Source organism: Brevibacillus sp. YAE8 (genome assembly GCF_057543335.1).
In genome coordinates this window covers 1-19,190 of the sequence record NZ_BAAIYG010000014.1, presented here as the reverse complement: position 1 = coordinate 19,190, position 19,190 = coordinate 1, and the positions used below count along the sequence as shown (strand labels likewise).

17 protein-coding genes are annotated in these 19,190 nt (G+C 56.1%); 11 read left to right on the top strand and 6 right to left on the bottom strand.

Annotation, left to right across the window (positions count from 1 at the left end; genetic code table 11):
* Positions 1–75 precede the first annotated feature (75 nt).
* The 3 genes from AC27IT_RS16460 (at position 76) to AC27IT_RS16450 (ending at position 3,562) form a co-directional block, all read left to right on the top strand.
* Complete coding sequence (locus AC27IT_RS16460; protein ID WP_035316699.1) at positions 76–1,743, top strand: glutamine--tRNA ligase/YqeY domain fusion protein; 1,668 nt, start codon at positions 76–78, stop codon at positions 1,741–1,743.
* Positions 1,744–1,890: 147 nt separating this feature from the next.
* Positions 1,891–3,225 (top strand): APC family permease, encoded by a 1,335-nt coding sequence (locus AC27IT_RS16455; RefSeq protein WP_005830319.1) that lies wholly within the window; start codon positions 1,891–1,893, stop codon positions 3,223–3,225.
* Positions 3,226–3,268: 43 nt separating this feature from the next.
* Positions 3,269–3,562, top strand: coding sequence for an alpha/beta fold hydrolase (locus AC27IT_RS16450; protein WP_327920797.1), 294 nt, complete (start codon positions 3,269–3,271; stop codon positions 3,560–3,562).
* 103 nt (positions 3,563–3,665) lie between these two features.
* Here AC27IT_RS16450 and AC27IT_RS16445 read toward each other — a convergent pair whose 3' ends face one another.
* Entirely contained in the window at positions 3,666–4,361 is a 696-nt protein-coding gene (locus tag AC27IT_RS16445; protein WP_487091914.1) for a hypothetical protein, read from the bottom strand.
* Positions 4,362–4,516: 155 nt separating this feature from the next.
* On the opposite strand from AC27IT_RS16445, the gene AC27IT_RS16440 reads away from it, so the two are divergent.
* The 4 genes from AC27IT_RS16440 (at position 4,517) to AC27IT_RS16425 (ending at position 9,919) form a co-directional block, all read left to right on the top strand.
* Positions 4,517–5,260: a gluconate 2-dehydrogenase subunit 3 family protein gene (locus tag AC27IT_RS16440; RefSeq protein WP_007777280.1), complete on the top strand. Its 744-nt coding sequence runs from the start codon at positions 4,517–4,519 to the stop codon at positions 5,258–5,260.
* A 19-nt stretch (positions 5,261–5,279) separates the two neighbouring features.
* Positions 5,280–6,995 (top strand): GMC family oxidoreductase, encoded by a 1,716-nt coding sequence (locus AC27IT_RS16435; protein WP_005830310.1) that lies wholly within the window; start codon positions 5,280–5,282, stop codon positions 6,993–6,995.
* Positions 6,996–7,224: 229 nt separating this feature from the next.
* The gene (locus AC27IT_RS16430; RefSeq protein WP_327944222.1) at positions 7,225–8,436 is read left to right on the top strand and encodes a trans-sulfuration enzyme family protein; all 1,212 of its coding nucleotides are present in this window, start codon (positions 7,225–7,227) and stop codon (positions 8,434–8,436) included.
* Between the two features lie 28 nt (positions 8,437–8,464).
* Entirely contained in the window at positions 8,465–9,919 is a 1,455-nt protein-coding gene (locus AC27IT_RS16425; RefSeq protein WP_005830307.1) for a sigma-54 interaction domain-containing protein, read from the top strand.
* Between the two features lie 74 nt (positions 9,920–9,993).
* On the opposite strand, the gene AC27IT_RS16420 is transcribed toward AC27IT_RS16425, so the two are convergent.
* Complete coding sequence (locus AC27IT_RS16420) at positions 9,994–10,323, bottom strand: antibiotic biosynthesis monooxygenase family protein (RefSeq protein ID WP_005830305.1); 330 nt, start codon at positions 10,321–10,323, stop codon at positions 9,994–9,996.
* A 159-nt stretch (positions 10,324–10,482) separates the two neighbouring features.
* Positions 10,483–10,998: a stalk domain-containing protein gene (locus tag AC27IT_RS16415; protein WP_007777268.1), complete on the bottom strand. Its 516-nt coding sequence runs from the start codon at positions 10,996–10,998 to the stop codon at positions 10,483–10,485.
* Between the two features lie 225 nt (positions 10,999–11,223).
* Here AC27IT_RS16415 and AC27IT_RS16410 point away from each other — a divergent pair, with 225 nt between their 5' ends.
* Positions 11,224–11,910 (top strand): uracil-DNA glycosylase, encoded by a 687-nt coding sequence (locus AC27IT_RS16410; protein ID WP_007777264.1) that lies wholly within the window; start codon positions 11,224–11,226, stop codon positions 11,908–11,910.
* 62 nt (positions 11,911–11,972) lie between these two features.
* On the opposite strand, the gene AC27IT_RS16405 is transcribed toward AC27IT_RS16410, so the two are convergent.
* Together AC27IT_RS16405 and AC27IT_RS16400 are read right to left on the bottom strand one after the other, a co-directional pair.
* Positions 11,973–12,614 (bottom strand): thiamine diphosphokinase, encoded by a 642-nt coding sequence (locus AC27IT_RS16405; protein ID WP_007777260.1) that lies wholly within the window; start codon positions 12,612–12,614, stop codon positions 11,973–11,975.
* 14 nt (positions 12,615–12,628) lie between these two features.
* Complete coding sequence (locus AC27IT_RS16400) at positions 12,629–13,054, bottom strand: 2Fe-2S iron-sulfur cluster-binding protein (protein ID WP_025843677.1); 426 nt, start codon at positions 13,052–13,054, stop codon at positions 12,629–12,631.
* Between the two features lie 146 nt (positions 13,055–13,200).
* On the opposite strand from AC27IT_RS16400, the gene AC27IT_RS16395 reads away from it, so the two are divergent.
* Complete coding sequence (locus AC27IT_RS16395) at positions 13,201–14,109, top strand: GNAT family N-acetyltransferase (RefSeq protein ID WP_005830297.1); 909 nt, start codon at positions 13,201–13,203, stop codon at positions 14,107–14,109.
* Between the two features lie 17 nt (positions 14,110–14,126).
* Here the strand turns inward: AC27IT_RS16395 and AC27IT_RS16390 are convergent, their stop codons facing one another.
* Positions 14,127–14,936: an Fpg/Nei family DNA glycosylase gene (locus AC27IT_RS16390; protein WP_327944228.1), complete on the bottom strand. Its 810-nt coding sequence runs from the start codon at positions 14,934–14,936 to the stop codon at positions 14,127–14,129.
* A 200-nt stretch (positions 14,937–15,136) separates the two neighbouring features.
* Between AC27IT_RS16390 and AC27IT_RS16385 the strand changes: the two genes are divergently transcribed.
* Together AC27IT_RS16385 and AC27IT_RS16380 are read left to right on the top strand one after the other, a co-directional pair.
* On the top strand, positions 15,137–16,294 hold the full coding sequence (locus tag AC27IT_RS16385; protein WP_026557581.1) for a THUMP domain-containing class I SAM-dependent RNA methyltransferase: 1,158 nt from the start codon (positions 15,137–15,139) through the stop codon (positions 16,292–16,294).
* Positions 16,295–16,330: 36 nt separating this feature from the next.
* The gene (locus AC27IT_RS16380; protein ID WP_327944230.1) at positions 16,331–19,027 is read left to right on the top strand and encodes a DUF4855 domain-containing protein; all 2,697 of its coding nucleotides are present in this window, start codon (positions 16,331–16,333) and stop codon (positions 19,025–19,027) included.
* Positions 19,028–19,190 lie beyond the last annotated feature (163 nt).

Sequence of the window (19,190 nt, the reverse complement as noted above, 5' to 3'; positions counted from 1 at the left end):
GCCGGACAACGGCCCGATTTTGTTGAACTCTGGGAAGAGAATCAGTATTATGGAATGTAAAGGTGAAGTGAAAGGTTGATTTCATTGGAAAACAAGGTAGCGTCATCCAATTTTATCCGCAATATCGTGATTGACGACCTGCAAGCAGGCAAGGTCAAGGAAGTCATTACCCGCTTTCCGCCGGAGCCGAACGGGTATCTTCATATTGGACATGCAAAAGCCATCTGCCTGAATTTTGAACTGGCAAGCGAATTTAATGGCAAGGCTCACCTCCGTTTTGACGATACCAATCCGGTGAAAGAAGACACTGAGTACGTGGAAGCGATCAAAACAGACGTCAAATGGCTTGGCTTTGAATGGGACGGGCTGTTTTTTGCATCGGATTACTTTGAAGAGATGTACAAGCGTGCGGTGCTGTTGATTCAAAAAGGCAAAGCCTACGTGGACGATCTGTCTGCCGAAGAGATGCGCAAGCTGCGCGGAACGTTGACGGAGCCGGGCGTAGACAGTCCGTACCGCAACCGTTCTGTGGAGGAAAACCTCGACCTGTTCGAGCGCATGCGCAACGGAGAGTTCAAGGACGGGGAAAAAGTGCTGCGTGCCAAAATCGACATGTCCTCCCCGAACATCAACATGCGCGATCCGGTTTTGTACCGCATTTCCCATACGACCCACCACAACACGGGAGACAAATGGTGCATTTACCCGATGTACGACTACGCGCACCCGCTGGAGGATGCGATTGAAGGCGTGACCCACTCGCTCTGCTCGCTCGAATTCGAAGACCATCGTCCGCTGTACGACTGGGTCATCAGCGAGTGCGAGATGGAGCACGTTCCGCGCCAGTACGAGTTTGCCCGCTTGAACCTGACCAACACGGTCATGAGCAAGCGCAAGCTGAAACAGCTCGTAGACGAAAACGTCGTCGATGGCTGGGACGATCCGCGCATGCCGACCATTGCAGGCTTCCGCCGTCGCGGCTTTACGCCGGAAGCGATTCGCACGTTTGCCCGTGAAGTCGGGGTAGCGCGCAGCAATAGTACAGTCGACGCGAAAATGCTGGAGCATTTCATCCGCGAGGACTTGAAGCTGAAAGCACCGCGCACGATGGCTGTTTTGAATCCGCTGAAAGTCGTCATCACGAACTATCCGGAAGGCCAGGTCGAGATGCTCGAAGCGGAAATCAACCCGGAAAATCCGGAGATGGGCAATCGTCAAATTCCGTTCTCCCGCGAAATCTACATCGAGCAGGACGACTTCATGGAAAACCCGCCAAGCAAGTATTTCCGCCTGTTCCCGGGAAATGAAGTCCGTCTCAAGCACGCCTACTTCATCAAATGCAACGACGTGGTGAAGGACGCGGATGGCAATGTCATCGAGCTGCACTGCACCTACGACCCGGAGACGAAGAGCGGAAGCGGGTTTACAGGACGCAAGGTAAAAGGGACCATCCACTGGGTAGATGCGAGCCAGGCAGTACCTGCCGAGTTCCGTTTGTACGAGCCGCTGATTCTCGACGATGAGGACACGGAAGGAAGCTTCCTGGACAACATCAACCCGAACTCGCTGGAAGTGTTGAACGGATTCGTCGAGCCGAACATGAAAGACACGAAGGCGCAGGACAAATACCAGTTTTTCCGCCACGGATACTTCAACGTCGATCCGAAGCATACGACGCCGGACAAGCTGGTCTTTAACCGGATCGTTTCGCTGAAAAGCTCGTTCGAACTGCCAAAAGCGTAGTACAGGCGCAGGCTGTGACAAACACAAAAACGCTGTTGCGGCATGGGAAAACCGTGTGCAACAGCGTTTTTTCATCAGGCAAGGCGTGGAACTTTTCTCATTCGCGTGTATAATTATTCGTGTTGCACCAGAGAAGGAGGACAGGCAGTGAATGGGGGAGCAGAGCTTACACGCAGCTTGAAGCTGTGGCATATCGTCGTAATTGGCCTGGGGTACATGGCTCCGATGGCCGTCTTTGACACTTTTGGCATTGTGGCCGAGGAAACCGGTGGACACGTTCCTGCTGCCTACGCAGTGACGCTGCTCGCCATCCTGTTTACCGCCGCGAGCTACGGGAAAATGGTCCGCGCGTTCCCGTCGGCAGGGACCGCGTACACGTACACGCAGCAAACGATCCATCCGTATGCGGGATTTTTGGTCGGATGGGCGTCGCTGCTCGATTATTTGTTTTTGCCCATGATTAACGCCCTGCTAACAGGGGTGTATTTATCGTCCGTCTTCCCCGAGGTGCCGACCAGGTGGTGGATTATCGGATTTATCGCACTGATTACATTATTGAATGTGTTCCGGGTCACCGTGACGGCTTCCGTCAACTCGTTTCTCGTGCTGTTTCAAATCGCCTTTGTCATTTTGTTCGCGGGGTTGTCCATTCGCAGTCTGGTTCAGGGAGAGGGGCTTGGGCACGTATTCAACATCCAGCCGTTCTTCTCGCCCGATCTGTCCGTAGTCGCGTTACTGTCGGGCGCCTCGATTCTTTGCTTTTCCTTTTTGGGCTTCGATGCCGTGACCACGCTGACCGAGGAAACGGTCGAGGCCAAAAAGACGATTCCCCGGGGGATTTTGCTGGTCGCGCTGGCAGGGGGAGCGCTGTTCATTACCGCTTCGTACTTTATGCAATCGTTGTTTCCTGATGTTTCTGTATTGTCTGACCCCGAAGCGGCCTCCGCGGAAATCGCGCTGTTTATCGGCGGCTCCGTGTTTCAGCTACTGTTTTTGGCGGCAGCGCTGTCTTCTACGCTCGCCTCCGGGCTTGTGTCGGTGACCAGCGTCACGCGGCTTTTGTACGCGATGGGGCGGGACGGCTATTTGCCGCGAAAATGGTTTGGCTATGTGCATCCGAAGCTGAAAACGCCTTTGCTCAACGTCCTTTTGGTCGGGACGCTGATGCTGTCCGCGCTCTACCTGGACCTGTTGACCGCGACGTCGTTCATCAACTTCGGGGCGCTGATCGCCTTCAGCTTTGTCAACCTGAGTGTCATCGCCTACTATCTCAGGCTCAAGCAGGAAAGGCGCATGGCCGATTGGTGGGGCTATCTGCTGGCGCCGCTGATCGGGACCGCTTTTATCGCGTTTTTATGGATCAGTCTTGATATCAAGTCGATGATGCTCGGACTGTTGTGGACGTTTGTCGGCCTTGTTTATTTGTTTTATTTGGTCAAAATCAAGGGAGCCAGGCTGGAGCTGGTGAAATTCGATGAGTAGCAGCTTCACAGACGAAAGCGGGGATGAAAGGAGCGCGGGCAAAATGAAGAGGGGAACCGGAGCGAGTGTAGTGCGGACAAGCCGCATCCCGATCGCGGGAGGGGAGCTGGAATACAGCGTAACAGGCAGAGCGGATGCCCCTGTGCTGTTGCTGCTCGCCGATGAAACGAAGCTGCCTGATGAAGCGCAGCGGACCTTTTGCCGGGAAGCCGCTGTCCGTTATCAGCATGCCGTACCGCAGGCAAAAGTGAGGATGATACCGGATTCGCTTCATTTGCTGATGGTGACTCATCCACAGGAGACGGTGAAGGCCATCGATGAATTTTTGCATAGCTAAAGGGAAGGGGACAAGCGCGCTGCTTGTCCCTTTTTGTCTTGACCAATGGCTTGACGCAGCCATGTTTTCTCATGAACTGGCCGATCAGCGCTTGCCGGTCTGTCTATCGCTTCGCCTCGCGGAAGAGCCTGTCCAGCTCGTCCGCCATTTTTTTGTCCCGGTTGTTGTCTCGCAAATGTTTTTTCACTTTTTCCAGCGAGTCGATCCCTTTTTTCGAGTTGACCGTCCAGACTTTCGCATCGGTGCCGTACAGGCGCTCTACGACGGTGCGCGCTTGCGTGAACAAAGCGTTCCGATCGCTGGTGCCCAGCACGCCTGTCGTGTTGGTTCTCGCCTTCGCCCCTGCGATGCCGTTCGCCGTATCGTTGCCTCTGCTGCTGCTGCCCGCATAGCTGCTCAGCAGGTGGGACTGCATCGGGTCCATCGAATTGATCGAAGCCTGGTTGGCGGTCGTCGGCGCAAGAAAAATAGCATCGCCGACGATCAATGCATGGATGCCGTGAACTCCGGCTGCGCCGAGCTGTGCTTCCAGCTTGGTCGAGGGGCCGCCGCTGTGCAGATGCGAGCTGCCGATGGAGCTGTACACGCCGTTGCCCATTCCGCTGAAAGTCGTGCCGTGAGAGTTGGTTGTCAGCTTTTTGTCGCGGTCTACGCTGGGAATGACCGTCTCGTCCGCTCTGTCCGGATGTACGGTATGTGTCCGGGCCGGTTCTTGCGGCGCAGCCTGGTTGTTGCAGGCCGAAAGCAGAAGCGCGATGCCCAATCCGGTGCTGCCCACCCATGTTCCTAAGCGTTTCATCGTAATCCCTCCAACTGTTGCTATATAGGTAACCATATCCTTTGTTTGCCTCTGGAAACTATGTGTGGAGCATGTTGGGAAAATTTCCGGGAAATGCGTTTAGCCTGTCGAAAAAATGCGCAAACCAAGGGAAGAGAGAACTGGAGGTGGTAGATTTGGCAGAATCAAACAACAGGCATGAGCAGCCAGTGTCGCGTCGGCACTTTTTGAAAAACACTGGTCTGGTGCTCGGTGGTCTGGTTGTCGGGGGAGTGGCAGGAAGCCTGCTCCGCAAGCCGGAAGCACCACCGCAACCGGGAGCGACACCGGCTCCTGCTGCCGATTATAATCAGGCGCTGATGTATTTCAGTCCGGAGCAGTTCAAGGTAGTGGACGCCGCATGCGAGCGAATTTTCCCCGAAGACGAGCTAGGCCCGGGGGCAAAAGCGTTGGGCGCGGCTTACTTCATCGACCACCAGTTGGCGGGAGATTGGGGGTTCAACTCGCGCGAATACATGCAAGGTCCGTTTTATCCGGGGGAAGTGACCCAGGGCTATCAGGGCAGGCTGAAGCGGCGGGAAATATTCGACATCGGAATTCAGGAGCTGAACAACTACAGCCAGTCTACACATGGCAAACGCTTTTACGAGATCACGCCTGAGCAGCAGGACGCCGTGCTGAAGGCGTTTGAGACAGACGAGGTGAAGCTGACCACGATCTCGGCCAGCGCTTTCTTCAAAATGCTGCGCGCCAGCACAATCGAAGGGATCTACGCTGACCCGCTGTACGGCGGCAATAAAAATATGGATGGCTGGAGATTAAAAAATTACCCAGGTAATCAGATGACCTATACACAGGTGATCGAGCAAGACAAATTCGTGAAGATGGAGCCCTTGAGTTTGCGGGATCATCAACACTGACAACACGGGGTGAAACAACATGGCCAAAAAATTGCCCAAAGTGGATGTCGTTATCGTGGGTGTAGGCTGGGGCGGAGGGATTATCGCCTCGGAGCTGACGAGGCAGGGGCTGACAGTCGTTGGACTGGAGCGAGGCAAAGAGCGGAAAACAGAAGATTACTTCATGGTACACGACGAACTGCGCTACGCGCTCCGCTATGAAATGATGCAGGACTTGTCCAAGGAAACGATCACCTTCCGCAGCAACACCAACGTTCGCGCGCTCCCCATGCGCTCGTACGGCTCTTTTTTGCTGGGAACGGGGCTGGGCGGATCGGGCGTTCACTGGAATGGCCACACGTTCCGGTTTTTGCCGTACGATTTTGAGATACGCAGCAAGACGGTCGAACGCTATGGCGAAAAGAAAATTCCCGAGGGCATGACGATTCAGGACTGGGGCATCACGTACGATCAACTGGAACCTTACTTTGACAAATTCGAGCGAATGGCGGGCATTTCGGGAGCAGAAAATCCGCTCGGGGGCAAACGTTCCCAGCCGTACCCGACGCCGCCGATGAAAACGACGCCGAGCATGAAGCTGTTTGAGGAAGCGGCGAAAAAGCTGAATTTGCATCCGTATCCGCTCCCGTCCGCGAACCTGTCGGAAGCGTACACCAATCCGGACGGTATTTCCCGGGCCGCCTGTCAATATTGCGGCTTTTGCGAGCGGTTTGGTTGTGAATACGGCGCGAAGGCAGACCCGGTTGTCACGGTCATTCCCGTGGCGAAAAAGACCGGGAAGTTTGAAATTCGCACGCATTCCCACGTGCGCCGCATTTTACATACGGGCAACAAAGCGACAGGCGTGCTGTACACGGATGTGACGACGGGCGAGGAAATCGAGCAGCCAGCCGATATCGTGGTGCTGACCAGCTACGTATTCAACAATGCCCGCTTGCTGCTGATGTCCAAGCTGGGCAGACCGTACGACCCGAATACAGGCAAGGGCGTCATCGGGAAAAACTACTGCTATCAGGTCATGCGCGGCGGAGCGACAGGCTTTTTCGAGGACAAAGAGTTCAACAACTACGCTGGCGCCGGCTCGCTCGGTATGGTGCTCGACGATTACAACGGCGACAATTTTGACCATTCCAGCCTGAACTTCATTCACGGTGCCAACATCAGCGTCTCCCAGTACGGCCAGCGCCCGATCGCCAACAACACGGTTCCGGAAGGCACGCCGAGCTGGGGCAAGGAGTTCAAGGCCGCTTCAATCAAATACGCGAACCGCACGGTCAACGTCGGGGCGCAGGGAGCTTCCATGCCGTTCCGCCATCATTTCCTCGATCTCGACCCGACGTACAAAGACGCCTTTGGCGATCCGCTGATGCGGATTACGTTTGACTTCGAGGAACAGGACAGGCAGTTGGCCGCCTTTTTGTCCGAGAAATGCGGGGAAATTGCCAGGGAAATGGGCGCCAGCAAAGTGGAGGTGCGCGGCAAACTGGGGCCTTACGATATTACCCCGTACCAATCGACGCACAATACAGGCGGGGTCATCATGGGGGCATCGCCGGAAACTTCTGCGGTCAACAACTACTTGCAAATGTGGGACGCGGAAAACGTGTTCGTCGTCGGCGCTTCCGCCTTTGCGCACAACAGCGGCTACAACCCGACAGGCACGATGGGGGCGCTCTCGTACCGCGCTGCAGAAGGAATTTTGAAGTACCACAAGAGCGGCGGCATCCTCGTCTAAGCCGTTTTTTTGCCCGTGCAAAACTTCATTGTCAGCTTTGCAAAAAGCCGTTAGTGTATCTGACGGCTTTTTCTCGTTCGAGGCCAAACTTTTTTTGCGAAAATGCGAAAACACCCCGCCGTGAGCAGCGGAAAAGGGCGGTTTGATGCGCTTTTTTCGTTGGCACGCTCCTTGCTACTACCATTCGCCAAAGGATGATCGAGAGGATCGCGAAAAAGGAGAGACGATGATGAAGACAAACGACTGGAAGCTGGACACCGCGATTATTCACACTGCTCAGGAGCCTTGCCGAAAGACTGGGGCGGTCGCGGCTGCTGTCGTGCCTGCGGTAGCCTACGCGTTTCCGGACGCGGATTCCGCTGCTGCCTGCGTGGCCGGAGAGCGGGCAGGGACGTACTACGGTCGGTACGGCAACCCGACGATTGAGACGCTGGAGCAAAAAATCGCCGCGTTGGAAAACGGCGAGGCCGCTTTGGGCGTATCGAGCGGCATGGCGGCCATTTCCGGGGCGCTGCTCGCTTTTTTGCAGCAGGGCGACCATGTGGTGTGTACACGGGACGTTTACGGCGGGAGCTACAAATTTCTGACGACGATGGCCCCGCGCTACGGGATCGCCGCCGATTTCGTCGATTGCACCGATTTGCAGGCGGTAGAGCGTTCGCTGCGCCCGAATACCCGCGTGCTCTACATCGAAACGCCATCCAATCCGCGCCTGACCGTGCTGGATATCGCCGCGCTGTCCCGTCTGGCCCACGCGCGGGGGATTGTCGTGATCGTGGACAATACGTTCATGACCCCGTACCTTCAGCGGCCTCTGGAATTGGGCGCTGACGTCGTCGTGCACAGCGCGACCAAATATTTGAACGGACACGGGGACGTCATTGCCGGGTTTATCGTCGGGAAACAAGAGCAGATTCAGTTCATGCGCAAACACATTATGGGCGACCTGGGACAAAACTTGAACGCCTGGGATGCTTTTCTGATTTTGCGCGGCTTGAAGACGCTCGGCTTGCGCGTTCGCCAGCATTGCCACAACGCCCAGGCTGTCGCGGAATATTTGGCGCAGCACCCGGCGATTTCCCGCGTCTACTACCCCGGCCTTGCGTCTCATCCGCAACACGAGCTGGCGCAACGCCAGATGGCGGGAATGGGCGGAATCGTCTCGTTTGAGGTCAAGGGAGGGTACGACGCGGCCAAATCTTTCATTAACGCGCTGCGTCTGGCTATGATATCGTTTAGCTTAGGAGATCCCGAAACGCTTGTCCAGCATCCCGCCTCGATGACGCATGCTTCTGTTCCCGTTGCGGACCGTCTTGCCTTCAACATCACGGACGGTTTGATTCGCCTGTCTACCGGGTTGGAGGATGCGCGCGACATTATTGCTGATCTAAAGCAGGCGCTTTCCCGCGTGCCTGCGGCGGATGCTGCGGGCAGAGGGTAAGGAACGCAACTTGGCAGGAGGGCCGCTCATGACCGAATTTTCCCGGATAGAGGAGTTCATTCAATCATACGCAGACAATATCGCCAAAGTGCTCGGGCTGGATGTCACGATCCTCGACGAGCAGGGGATACGGGTGAGCGGCACGGGCTACTATTCGGATCTGATTGGCTTGCCTGCGCCGGAAGGATCGTTTTTCCGGATGATTTTGCAGACCGGACAGCCGGGCATGATTTTTGACATGAAAAAGAACGACTCGCAGTGTATGAACTGCAAGTTTTTGCCGCAATGCCGGGAGCTGGCGACAATCGGTTTTCCGGTACACAAGCGGGAAAAGACGGTCGGCGTGATCGGCATTATCGGGTTTTCCCCCGAGCAAAAGGAAAAGATGCTGCACCATTCGGAAAAATGGATGCCTTTTTTGCAGCATACGAGCGCACTGATCGAGCACAAGCTGCTGGAACTGGACGCGGAGCGGGAAAAGGGCTGCAACATTCAGGAGGAAATGCCCCAGGCAGCGGTCAGCCCGGTGTACTTCGCCCAGCTCATCGGCGCTGATACGGGGTTGCGCGATGTGATCGCCAAGGCGAAAAAAGTGGCAAACAGCATCTCTACGGTGTTGCTCAGAGGGGAGAGCGGAACGGGGAAAGAGTTGCTGGCAAAGGCGATCCACAGCGAGAGCCAGCGAGCCAGACAGCCGTTTGTCGCCATCAACTGCGCGGCGATTCCCGAGACGTTGCTGGAAAGCGAGCTGTTCGGCTACGAAGGCGGGGCGTTCACAGGCTCGCGGCGCGAAGGCAAGCCGGGCAAATTCGAGTTGGCGCACAAAGGCACGATTTTTCTCGATGAAGTAGGCGATATCCCGTTGTCGTTGCAGCCGAAGCTGCTGCGCGTCCTCCAGGAAAAAACGGTCGACCGGGTCGGCGGCGTCAAGACGCTGGAGGTGGACGTCCGGGTCATTGCGGCTACGCACAAAGATTTGGAGAGCATGGTCAGAGAGGGGACGTTCCGCGAAGATTTGTACTACCGGCTGAACGTCATTCCGCTTCGCCTGAAGCCGCTGCGCGAACGGCGCGAGGACATCCCGCTTTACTTGCAGCATTTTTTGTATCGGTACGGAACGATTTTGCAAAAAGGCAGGCTGGAACTGGACGCCGGACTTGCCAGGCGGCTTGTCGCGTACGATTGGCCGGGAAACATCCGCCAGTTGGAAAATGCCGTGGAATACATGGTCAACATGGCAGAGGGGCCGACGATTGGCGATGCGGAGTTGCCGGAGTACTTGCTCACAGGCGAGGAGACGGTGGACGCTGAAAAGGCGGGAGCGGGGCTGGAGCAGTTGCTGGCTGATTACGAGCGCGCCATTTTGCAAAAGCATCTGGCGGACGAAAGGCATAGCAAGGACAAGGCGGCAATCGCCAGCGAGCTGCAAATCAGCCTCTCTACGTTGTATCGGAAAATGGAAAAGTACGGCCTTGAATTGTAAAAAACCAGCCGCTGTTTCGAACGGGCTTGAACTGCGCCGCGAAACAGGGCTGGTTTTGTGCGATCAGGCAAAAGCTAGACTTGCGGTTGGCGAGGGTGTTTGCTTGCTTTCAGCTCATAATGACCGCTTTTGGAGCTGATGATGTACTCTGGCCGTTTTTGTTCCCGCGCTTTGCGGTGGCCTTCGAGATGAGGCTCGCTCAGCTCCCACTGCTTCCACGCTTCTTTCGATTCCCAGCGGATCATGACGACCACTTCTTCTTCGCCTTTGCGCGGCTTTTGCACGAAAATGCTCAAATCCACAAAGCCCGGAGCTTCTTCCACCACGCCTGGCTCTCCGAAGCCTTTTACGATTGCATCGGCGTACCCTTCCTGAACAACGATCGTCTTGATTTCGACCATCATGAGCAAAAACACCCTTCCCCTATTGAATGTTGTCTTTTCTCATCGTAGGGAGATGGATTCTCAAAGTCAATCGGAAGTTGTCCAGTTACTGGAAGTAAAAGAGGACAGCGGCTCCCCTAAATGCCGCTGTCCTCTTGGGTATATAGGAATAAGTGCTGCTTACAGCAAAGACTTCACTTCTCCTGTGTTCGGGTTGACCACGAACCAGCCGTATGTGCTGGTGTAGCTGTCTCCGGACTGGAAGTTGTTCACGACGGTTTGGTACACCTGAATGACGTAGTGTCCTTTTTCGTCATCGTGGTCATATTCGACTACGTGTGTAGGAGTGAGGCTGGCGGCGTATTTCTTTTTGACCAGCTCGACTGCTTCCATTTTCGAATACATTTTCGCAACCGGCAGCTTGCCGATGAAAATCGACTTGGTTTTGGCATCGTAAATGACTGGCTTGTTCAGGTTTTCTGCTACGAAGCGGATTGGCACGTACACGGAGTTTTTGTACATGATGCCCTGGACATCGCTGTTTGGCGACTTTGGCACGCCTTCAAAGTAATAGGTAAACGGCGTTTTTGTGTCTCCTGCCACATCCGGATAGTTCGGGGCCGCAATGGCGATTCCCGAAAAGAGTGCTGAACCGACAATAATTCCCCCAAAAAATGATTTCAAGTCCCATTTCATGTCGAAAAACCTCTCCCTTTGTCTAAATCTTCCCAGAAAACATTATGTCAAAGATCATGGGAGAAAAGCTATCAAACGAGGGTAATAGGAAACATAGACTAAGAACGGGGGGAAAGATAGGACTGGCAGAGCCAGGTCCCGGGTGGGGGCAGGACGAAACGATGGTTCAGAGATTCGCCAGTCTGTGGTAAGGTAATAGAAAGAATAGCGGACAAGGTGAGGAAAATGGCAATATTGCAAAACGACTGGGCGCCGATATTGGCGGGGGAATTTGAGAAGCCGTACTATTTGAAGCTCCGCCAGATTTTGAAGGAAGAGTACCAGACGCGAACGATTTACCCGGACATGTATCATATTTTTACCGCGCTCCACCTGACGAGCTACGAGCAGGCCAAAGTAGTCATTTTGGGACAGGACCCGTACCACGGTCCGGGACAGGCACATGGTCTGAGCTTTTCCGTCAGGCCGGGAATCAAGCCGCCGCCGTCGCTCGTCAACATTTACAAGGAGCTGCAAAGCGATCTGAATTGCACCATTCCCGAGCACGGTTACTTGAGCCACTGGGCAAAGCAGGGCGTCATGATGCTGAATGCCGTGCTTACCGTGCGGGCAGGCAATCCTAATTCGCACAAGGGCATCGGCTGGGAGCAGTTTACCGATCAGATTATCCATCTGTTGAACGAGCGCGAGAAGCCGCTTGTGTTCATCCTGTGGGGAAGGCATGCGCAGGAGAAGGCCGCTTTTATTGATAAAACGAGACATTGCATCATCGCTTCGCCTCATCCAAGCCCGTTCTCGGCCAATCGCGGCTTTTTCGGCAGCCGCCCGTTTTCCCGAGCGAATGCGTTTTTGCGCTCGCAAGGAATGGAAGAGATCGATTGGCAACTGCCGCTGCACGTCGAAGAAGAATAGTCGCAAAAAAGGATCTGCACCGTTTGGTTGTAACGGCGCAGATCCTTTTTTTCCTGTGCGGCTCAATCCTTGCTTTTGATGACGAGCAGTTGGCCTGTAGCGACGTCAATCGTTCCTGTCTGTTCCGTGAGCACGTTGCTGATGCCGAGCGTGTCGCCGATGCGCAGCGTGGCGTTTTCCAGCGGATACATGAAGCCGCGCAAAGTAATGCCGCTGACTTCCGCCGTCAAAGGCAGCAGGGAGACGTGGGCAAAATGGTCCTGCTCGATGCGGCAATGGCTGTCGACCAGGCGAATTTCATTTCGCTCATCGACAATGCGGCAGGAAGCTTTCGCCTGCAATGCTTTGTGCAGCAGTTGGACGTTGGCGAGCGTATGATCGAAGCGCGAGCCAAGCACACCGAGCAGCACAATTTCCGCGGGCTTTTGCTGAATCGCCCAGGCGAGCGCCATTTCGGTATCGGTCAAATCCTTCATCACGGGGTCGCATGAAGAGACGTGTAGGCTGTGGCGCTCGATTTCCGCCATTTCTTCGGCTGTGACAGAGTCGAAATCGCCAATCGACAGGCGTGGCGCGAAGCCGTGGCGAACGAGGAACATTGCGCCCCGGTCGACGCCGACGAGCCAGTCGTCTGCGCGAATGTGGCGGATGGCCCAGTCACCCAGCTTCCCTCCTGCGAAAAGTAGGATGCGTGTTGGTTTCATGCTGCTGCCACCTTTTAATCCAATATCGTAGAGCGAAAAGTGCTTTGACAAGCGAGGCGATAGCCGGAGGCAAGCTTTTGGTCCAGCTTTTCCGATTCCTGCTTGGTCGGGGCATCGAGCAGAGAGGTGCCTGATACGACCAGGACACGGCACTTCCCGCAATAGCCCTGCCGGCATTTGTAGGAAAGCGGCTGCCCCTGTGCCAGTGCGGCTTGCAGCAGCGTCTGACAGGGGGCCTGTTCAACCGAAATCGTTTGGTCGTGCTGCTTGACCGTCACCTGTTTGCGCTTGATGGTAGTCTGGGGCTTGGTCTGAAGTCTGGAAAAGCTGCCAGCTCGCCCGGTTGTCTCCGGCATGTTACCGGACACAGGAGTAGGGGCTGGCGTCTGCACGGGAGAGCGTCCGGCGATAAGAGAGCCTACGGTGAGCTGTTTGCGCATAGGAACCTCCCGGGTACGTGATTTTTTCTATCTTACCACGCGAAAAGCAGGCGTGACAAAGAAAGCAAATGGCCGAACAGAAAAGATTGAATTTTTAGACCTTTTCAATTAAAATAATTTTATCGAAAAGAATGGAAGGTGATGGGATGATTACCATCAAGCGGATGAGTGACTGTACGTTTGCTGAAGTGACGAAAGCGTGGAACAGAGGATTTGAAGGCTATTTTATTCCGATCGTCATGACGGAGGAAATGCTGGTGCAGCGCCTGGGCAGCGAGGGCTATGCACTGTCGTTGTCTGTCGTCGCTTTTGACGGAACCGAGCCGATTGGACTTGTCGCAAGCGGACTGCGGACGATTGGCGGCCAAAAAGTCGCGTGGAACGGGGGGACAGGTGTCGCCACCGAATACCGCAGGCAAGGAGTGGGCCGTCAATTGATTGACGCTACGCTTGCGCTGTACCAAGAAGCGGGCGTGGAGGTTGCCACTCTGGAAGCGATGAGCCAAAACAGCAAAGCGATTGCCTTGTACGAGCAAAAAGGCTACGAAGTGGTAGACCGCCTCTTGTTCTGGCAACGAAGCGGTCCGCTGCCAGAGCACGCTTTTCACGCGCCGACCCAGTCTGACTACCGGATCAGAGGCGTGCTGGCCCAGGAAGTGGCGGCTCTGCCGTTTTACGCGGGGGATGTGGCCTGGCAAAACCAGTGGCAGAGCTTGCGCGACGCACAGGCGCTGGTGGTGGAGGACCGTCGCGGACAGGCAGTCGGGTATGCGATGTACAAAACGATGGTCAATGAAGCCGGACAGGTGAACGCCGTCGTTTTGCGGCAATGCGTGGCACAGCCGGACCATGAAGATGCCCTCGGCATTTTGAACGTCGCCCTTGCCCATGTGTTTGCCCCGTATGAGCGGGATTGCCGCAGGGCCACATTCAATTTGCGGGCAACGGAAGGGCTGCTGCTCGATGCGCTTGAGGCAGCGGGCTTCGGACCGTCGGAAACCGAGCAGGTGTACATGGTCAAACAGATGAAGGCGGCAGAACAAGTCGGGCAGTGACCGGGCAATTTGCCCCTTCAATGCTGGCAGTTGGTGCAGGCAAATACTTTGCGGGACGAAAGCTCGCCTTTTTCAATCGGCTGTCCGCAGCGCGGGCAAGGCTCTCCACCCCGGTCGTACACTTGGCAGCGCTCGTCGAATCCACCCGTCAAGCGGTCGCCGCGATACAGCGGCTGGTCCATGTAGCCGCCGAAGCGGATCGCTTCCGTAAGCACCGTCTGCATGGAATGGTACAGTCTCGCTCGCTCCCCGGCAGTCAGCTCGGGAATGCGCCGCGTCGGCAAAATTCCCGCGTGAAAGCAGATTTCGTCGGAGTAGCAGTTGCCGATGCCTGCGATCCAATGCTGGTCGACCAAGGTTGTTTTCAGCACGCCGCGTTTTTCTGCGAGCAGCTCAAGAAAACGATCGAGCGTAAAGCCCGGCTCCAGCGGCTCGGGGCCGAGCGAGGCCATCCTCTCGTCGATCTGGTCGGGGGTCAAAAGGTGCAAATAGCCAAGGCGCAGCCCGTGAAAATAAAGGATGCGCTCGCCAAAGGACAGCGTCACCTGGGCTGTTCGCGCCAGCTTGTCTTCCGCTGTGCCCAAGTAGAGGAAGCCGCCCAGCATGAGGTGCAGCAGCAGGACGTGCCCGTTCTGCAAATGAAACAAAAGGTGCTTCGCGCGCCGTTCGATGAGCGTCAGGCAGTTGCCCTGTACAGTCTGAACAAACTGCGCCGGGGGTACGTTAATCGTCTTTTCCCGCTGGACAGTGGCAGCGGTAATGGCAGCGCCGCAGATTTGCTGATGAAGCAGCCCGCGATACGTTTCCATCTCTGGCAATTCCGGCATTGGCGATTCTCCCCTTCCTGGAAGTGAATGTATTTTCATAGGATTCCCAGTATGGGCAGTCAGCATGCCAGACCCGTTCTCTTTTTGGTGGCGGGTCTTTTGGTATTGTTTTTGCACAAGATTACCAACCCCATTCGTAAATCGGGTAATATAGTATAAGGGTAAGCCCCGAAGCAATTTGGACGGACAGGAGATTACATATGCAAAAAGTAGAATTGATCGCTACGGCGACTTTTGGATTGGAATCGGTGGTGGCGGAGGAAGTAAAAGCGCTCGGCTACGGCCCGGTTCAGGTGGAAAACGGCAAAGTGACGTTCTCCGCCGATATTTCTGCGATTCCTCGCACAAATTTGTGGTTACGAACGGCCGACCGCGTGCGTCTAAAGATAGGGGAATTCAAAGCGACGACGTTTGACGAGCTGTTTGAACAGACAAAGGCCCTGCCTTGGGCCGATTGGATTACGGAAGACGCCGCGTTTCCGGTCGAAGGAAAATCGGTCAAATCCACCTTGTTCAGCGTGCCGGACTGCCAGGCCATCGTGAAAAAAGCGGTGGTGGAGAGTCTGAAAAAAACGTACAAGCGCGACTGGTTTGAGGAAAAAGGGCCGCTGTACAAAATCGAGGTAGCGCTGCTCAAGGATGTGGCGACGCTGACGATTGACACTTCGGGACCGGGGCTGCACAAGCGCGGCTACCGCGAGCTGATCGGTACGGCCCCATTGAAGGAAACGATGGCGGCGGCGATGATTTTGCTGTCCCGCTGGAAACCGGATCGCGTCTTCATGGACCCGTTTTGCGGCTCCGGCACGATTCCGATTGAGGCAGCGCTGATCGGACAAAACATCGCACCGGGAATGAACCGGGAATTTGTGTCCGAAGCGTGGCCCGTCATTCCGAAGACAGCCTGGAGAGAGGCGCGCGCCGAGACGCACGATTTGGCCCGCTACGACCAGAAGCTGGAGATTATCGGAACTGACCTGGATGACGAAATCCTCAAAGTCGCGCGCCGCAATGCCGCCGAAGCGGGCGTGGACGAGCTGATTCATTTCCAGCGCATGGACGTGCGCGATGTGCGGACCAAGCGCAAGTACGGCTATCTGATTTGCAATCCGCCGTACGGGGAGCGCCTGGGCGAGTGGAAGCAGGTCAGCAGGCTGTACGGCGAAATGGGGAAAACGTTTGCTGCCATGGACACGTGGTCTTTTTACATCATCACTTCGGACGAGCAGTTTGAGGAGCATTTCGGGCGGACGGCGAGCAAGAAGCGCAAGCTCTACAACGGCAACATCAAGGTGGACTACTATCAGTTTTTCGGCCCCAAGCCGCCTCGTCAGCCCATGGTTTCCCCGACCGAATAAACGCAGCAGAGGGGCATATTGGAGGAGAAGTTTGCAATGAGAAAGAGAACATTTGGGAGCAAGATGCTTACTGCCTGTCTGGCGCTGTCTGCCTTGCTGGTTCAGGTGGCTCCGCCATCGTATGCGGCAAATGAGCCACAGCAGAAGGCAGAGACCGGAAAAGCAGCGCAGGAGACTGTGGAATTTACCGATTTGGGGAACAGCTATGCACGTAACGCCGTCAATCGGCTGGCCGGGCTGCACCTCATCAGCGGTCAGGGCGATGGCCGCTTCAATCCGCAAAACACCATGTCGCGCCAGGATATCGCGGTGCTGCTGACAAAGGTAGTGGGCTTGCAGCCGAGCCAGATTGAACAGGCTGTGTTTGCCGACGTGCCGAAGGAAAGCCCGTATGCTCCGTTTGTTTACGGACTCGCCGACCTTGGCGTGATGACTGGCAGAGGCAATCAGACACTCGGCGGCTCCGATCCGCTTACCCGGCAGGAGCTGGCCGTCATCTTGTCTCGCTTGATGAAGGCGAGCGGCGTCACAAAAGCGCCGGCACAAAGTACGGTCGCCTACAGCGACGAAGCGGAAATCGCCGACTACGCCAAAGCGGCGGTCGAGGAAGTGACCAACCAGCGCTGGATGCAGGGCGCGGCTGGCAAATTCAACCCGGGCGGAACCGTGACCCGCGCGGAGGCGGCAGTCATCGCGGAGCGCGTGCTCGATGCCCGCTACCAGCAGGCGGAGCAGGTGGATTTTACGGTAGACACGCCGCGTCTGAGCGTGCTTGCAGGTACGAGCGAGCGGCTGGTGGTAAAAAGCGCCAAAGGGGACGAGCTGCCTTTTACCCCGATCTTCGCCTTTGATCGCCCTGAGCTGGGTACGGTGTTGGCAGACGGAACCTTCGTCGCAGGCCCGACTCCGGGAAAAGGGAACTTGACCGTAACAGTGGGCTATAAAACCGTGACGGTCCCGGTGGAGATCAAGGACGCTGGCAAACCGCCTGTCGCAGAGGCGGGAGAGTCTGGCTCAACTGGCACAACCGCCCCGACTGTCACTGCTCCTGCCGATAGCCCGCAAGCTGGCGAGAGCAAGCCAGCGACAGAGAGCGAGAAAACGGAAACTGACCCGGCAACGGCTGCCGACGATGCGCAGCAACCAGCAGAAGAGAAAGAAGCGGTCGAGCCTGCCGAGCAGGACGAGCTGGTCAACATCGCTCCTGGCAGCTTCACCTCGGTCGCTACTTTTGGACCGCCGGACTCGTATTTCCAGCAGGTGGAAAAGCAGTATCCAGGCCCTGTAGGCGGACTGGTCACGCCTTCCGAGGAATGGACCGGGTACAACCGTCAGTTCGGCCGCAAGGTGACGGTTGCGCTCAACGAAGCAAAGCCGCTGGAGCGGGTCGCGTTGACGTTCAAGCAGCAAAAAACGTCCGGGATCACGCTGCCGGAATACATGGAAGTCGAAGTGTCCCGCGACGGTAAAGCGTGGTCGTACGCCGGACGCGCTGTCCACGACGTTCCTGCTAGCGAGAATCAGGTGGTCGTGCGCACGCTCGCCGTCACGCTGCCTGATGTACAAACGCGTTACGTCCGGGTATCGTTCCCGGTGAAGGTGTTTGCTTTTGCCCGCCAATTGGAGGTCTGGGCGAAAAACGAGAGCGACTGGCAAGGCGGAGCTGTCCTGCTGCCGCCGCCAAGCCCGGCGAAAGCGACGCAGGACCAAAAAGCGACGCGCCGCGTGGAAAACATGCTGCTCGCTTACTCGGGAGCGTATGGAGAGCGCGGAACGTGGACGAAGGAAGATTTTCTGCCGATGGTCGGCTATCGCACTGCGGACGGCTACATGCGCGACCAGATGTTCGACACGATCCTTTTCCTGCCGTACCAGAACATGCCTGTCACCAAAGACGGCTGGCGCGGCTACATGAATGACTTGTTCGGTACTGGCAAGCAGCTCGATGCGTTGAACCAGGCGATGCGGGAGTACAATCGCCTGCGCGGTACGCTGTACACGACGCCGACCCAGGAAAATGTCGTGCTGGCCTTGCCGTATCCAAACGCTGCTCAAACCAACTTCGGCCAGATTGTGGACAACAAGCCGTCCTTGTCGTTCAATCCTGCGGGAATCGGGGAGGAACAGGCTTACCTGAACCGCAAGGCGGCGCTGGAATGGTACTTCCAGGAGCTGCAAAAGCGCTGGAACAAGGAAGGGTACGCCTATCTGAAGCTGGAAGGCATCTACTGGTTCCACGAGCTGATCGAGGACAGCGCCCCGAAAGAGCGCACCCTCATTCGCGACATGGCCAGCATGGTGCATAACGAAGCGCTGCGTTTTTACTGGATTCCTTACTACGGGGCGCCGGGCGTGGCCGAGTGGAAGTCGTTGTCCTTCGATTACGCGTTCCTGCAGCCTAACTACTACAGCGACAAGCCTGTGCAGCTCGACCGGATCGAAGGCGTGCTGGACGTCGTCAGCAAGTACGGGATGGGCGTAGAGATCGAAGGGGACGAGCGGATGTACCGCGATCCGAAGTTCTACCAGACTTACTACAACCAGCTCGTAGCTGCCCACAAGCTGGGGATGGACAAAAACAACATCCACGCTTACTACTACGGCTCCAAGACGCTGATCGAGTCGGCGAACAGCAAGGACCCGGTCATGCGCGCCATTTACGACGATACGTACAAATGGATGCGCGGACGTTTTGACCGGGAAGAATATTTTGAGGCGACCGAGCTGCCTTAGGGCGTGAAAAAAAGAGTCTGTTTCCCCGCGTGTGGTGGTGGTATTATCCCCTCATGGTAGACAGTGAAAAAAGACCTCATGGTATGATGAGATCAACACTGTTGACCGGAGGGGATTTTCTTATGCCGCCACGTAAAGGGCAAAAACAGCAGCAATATGACGA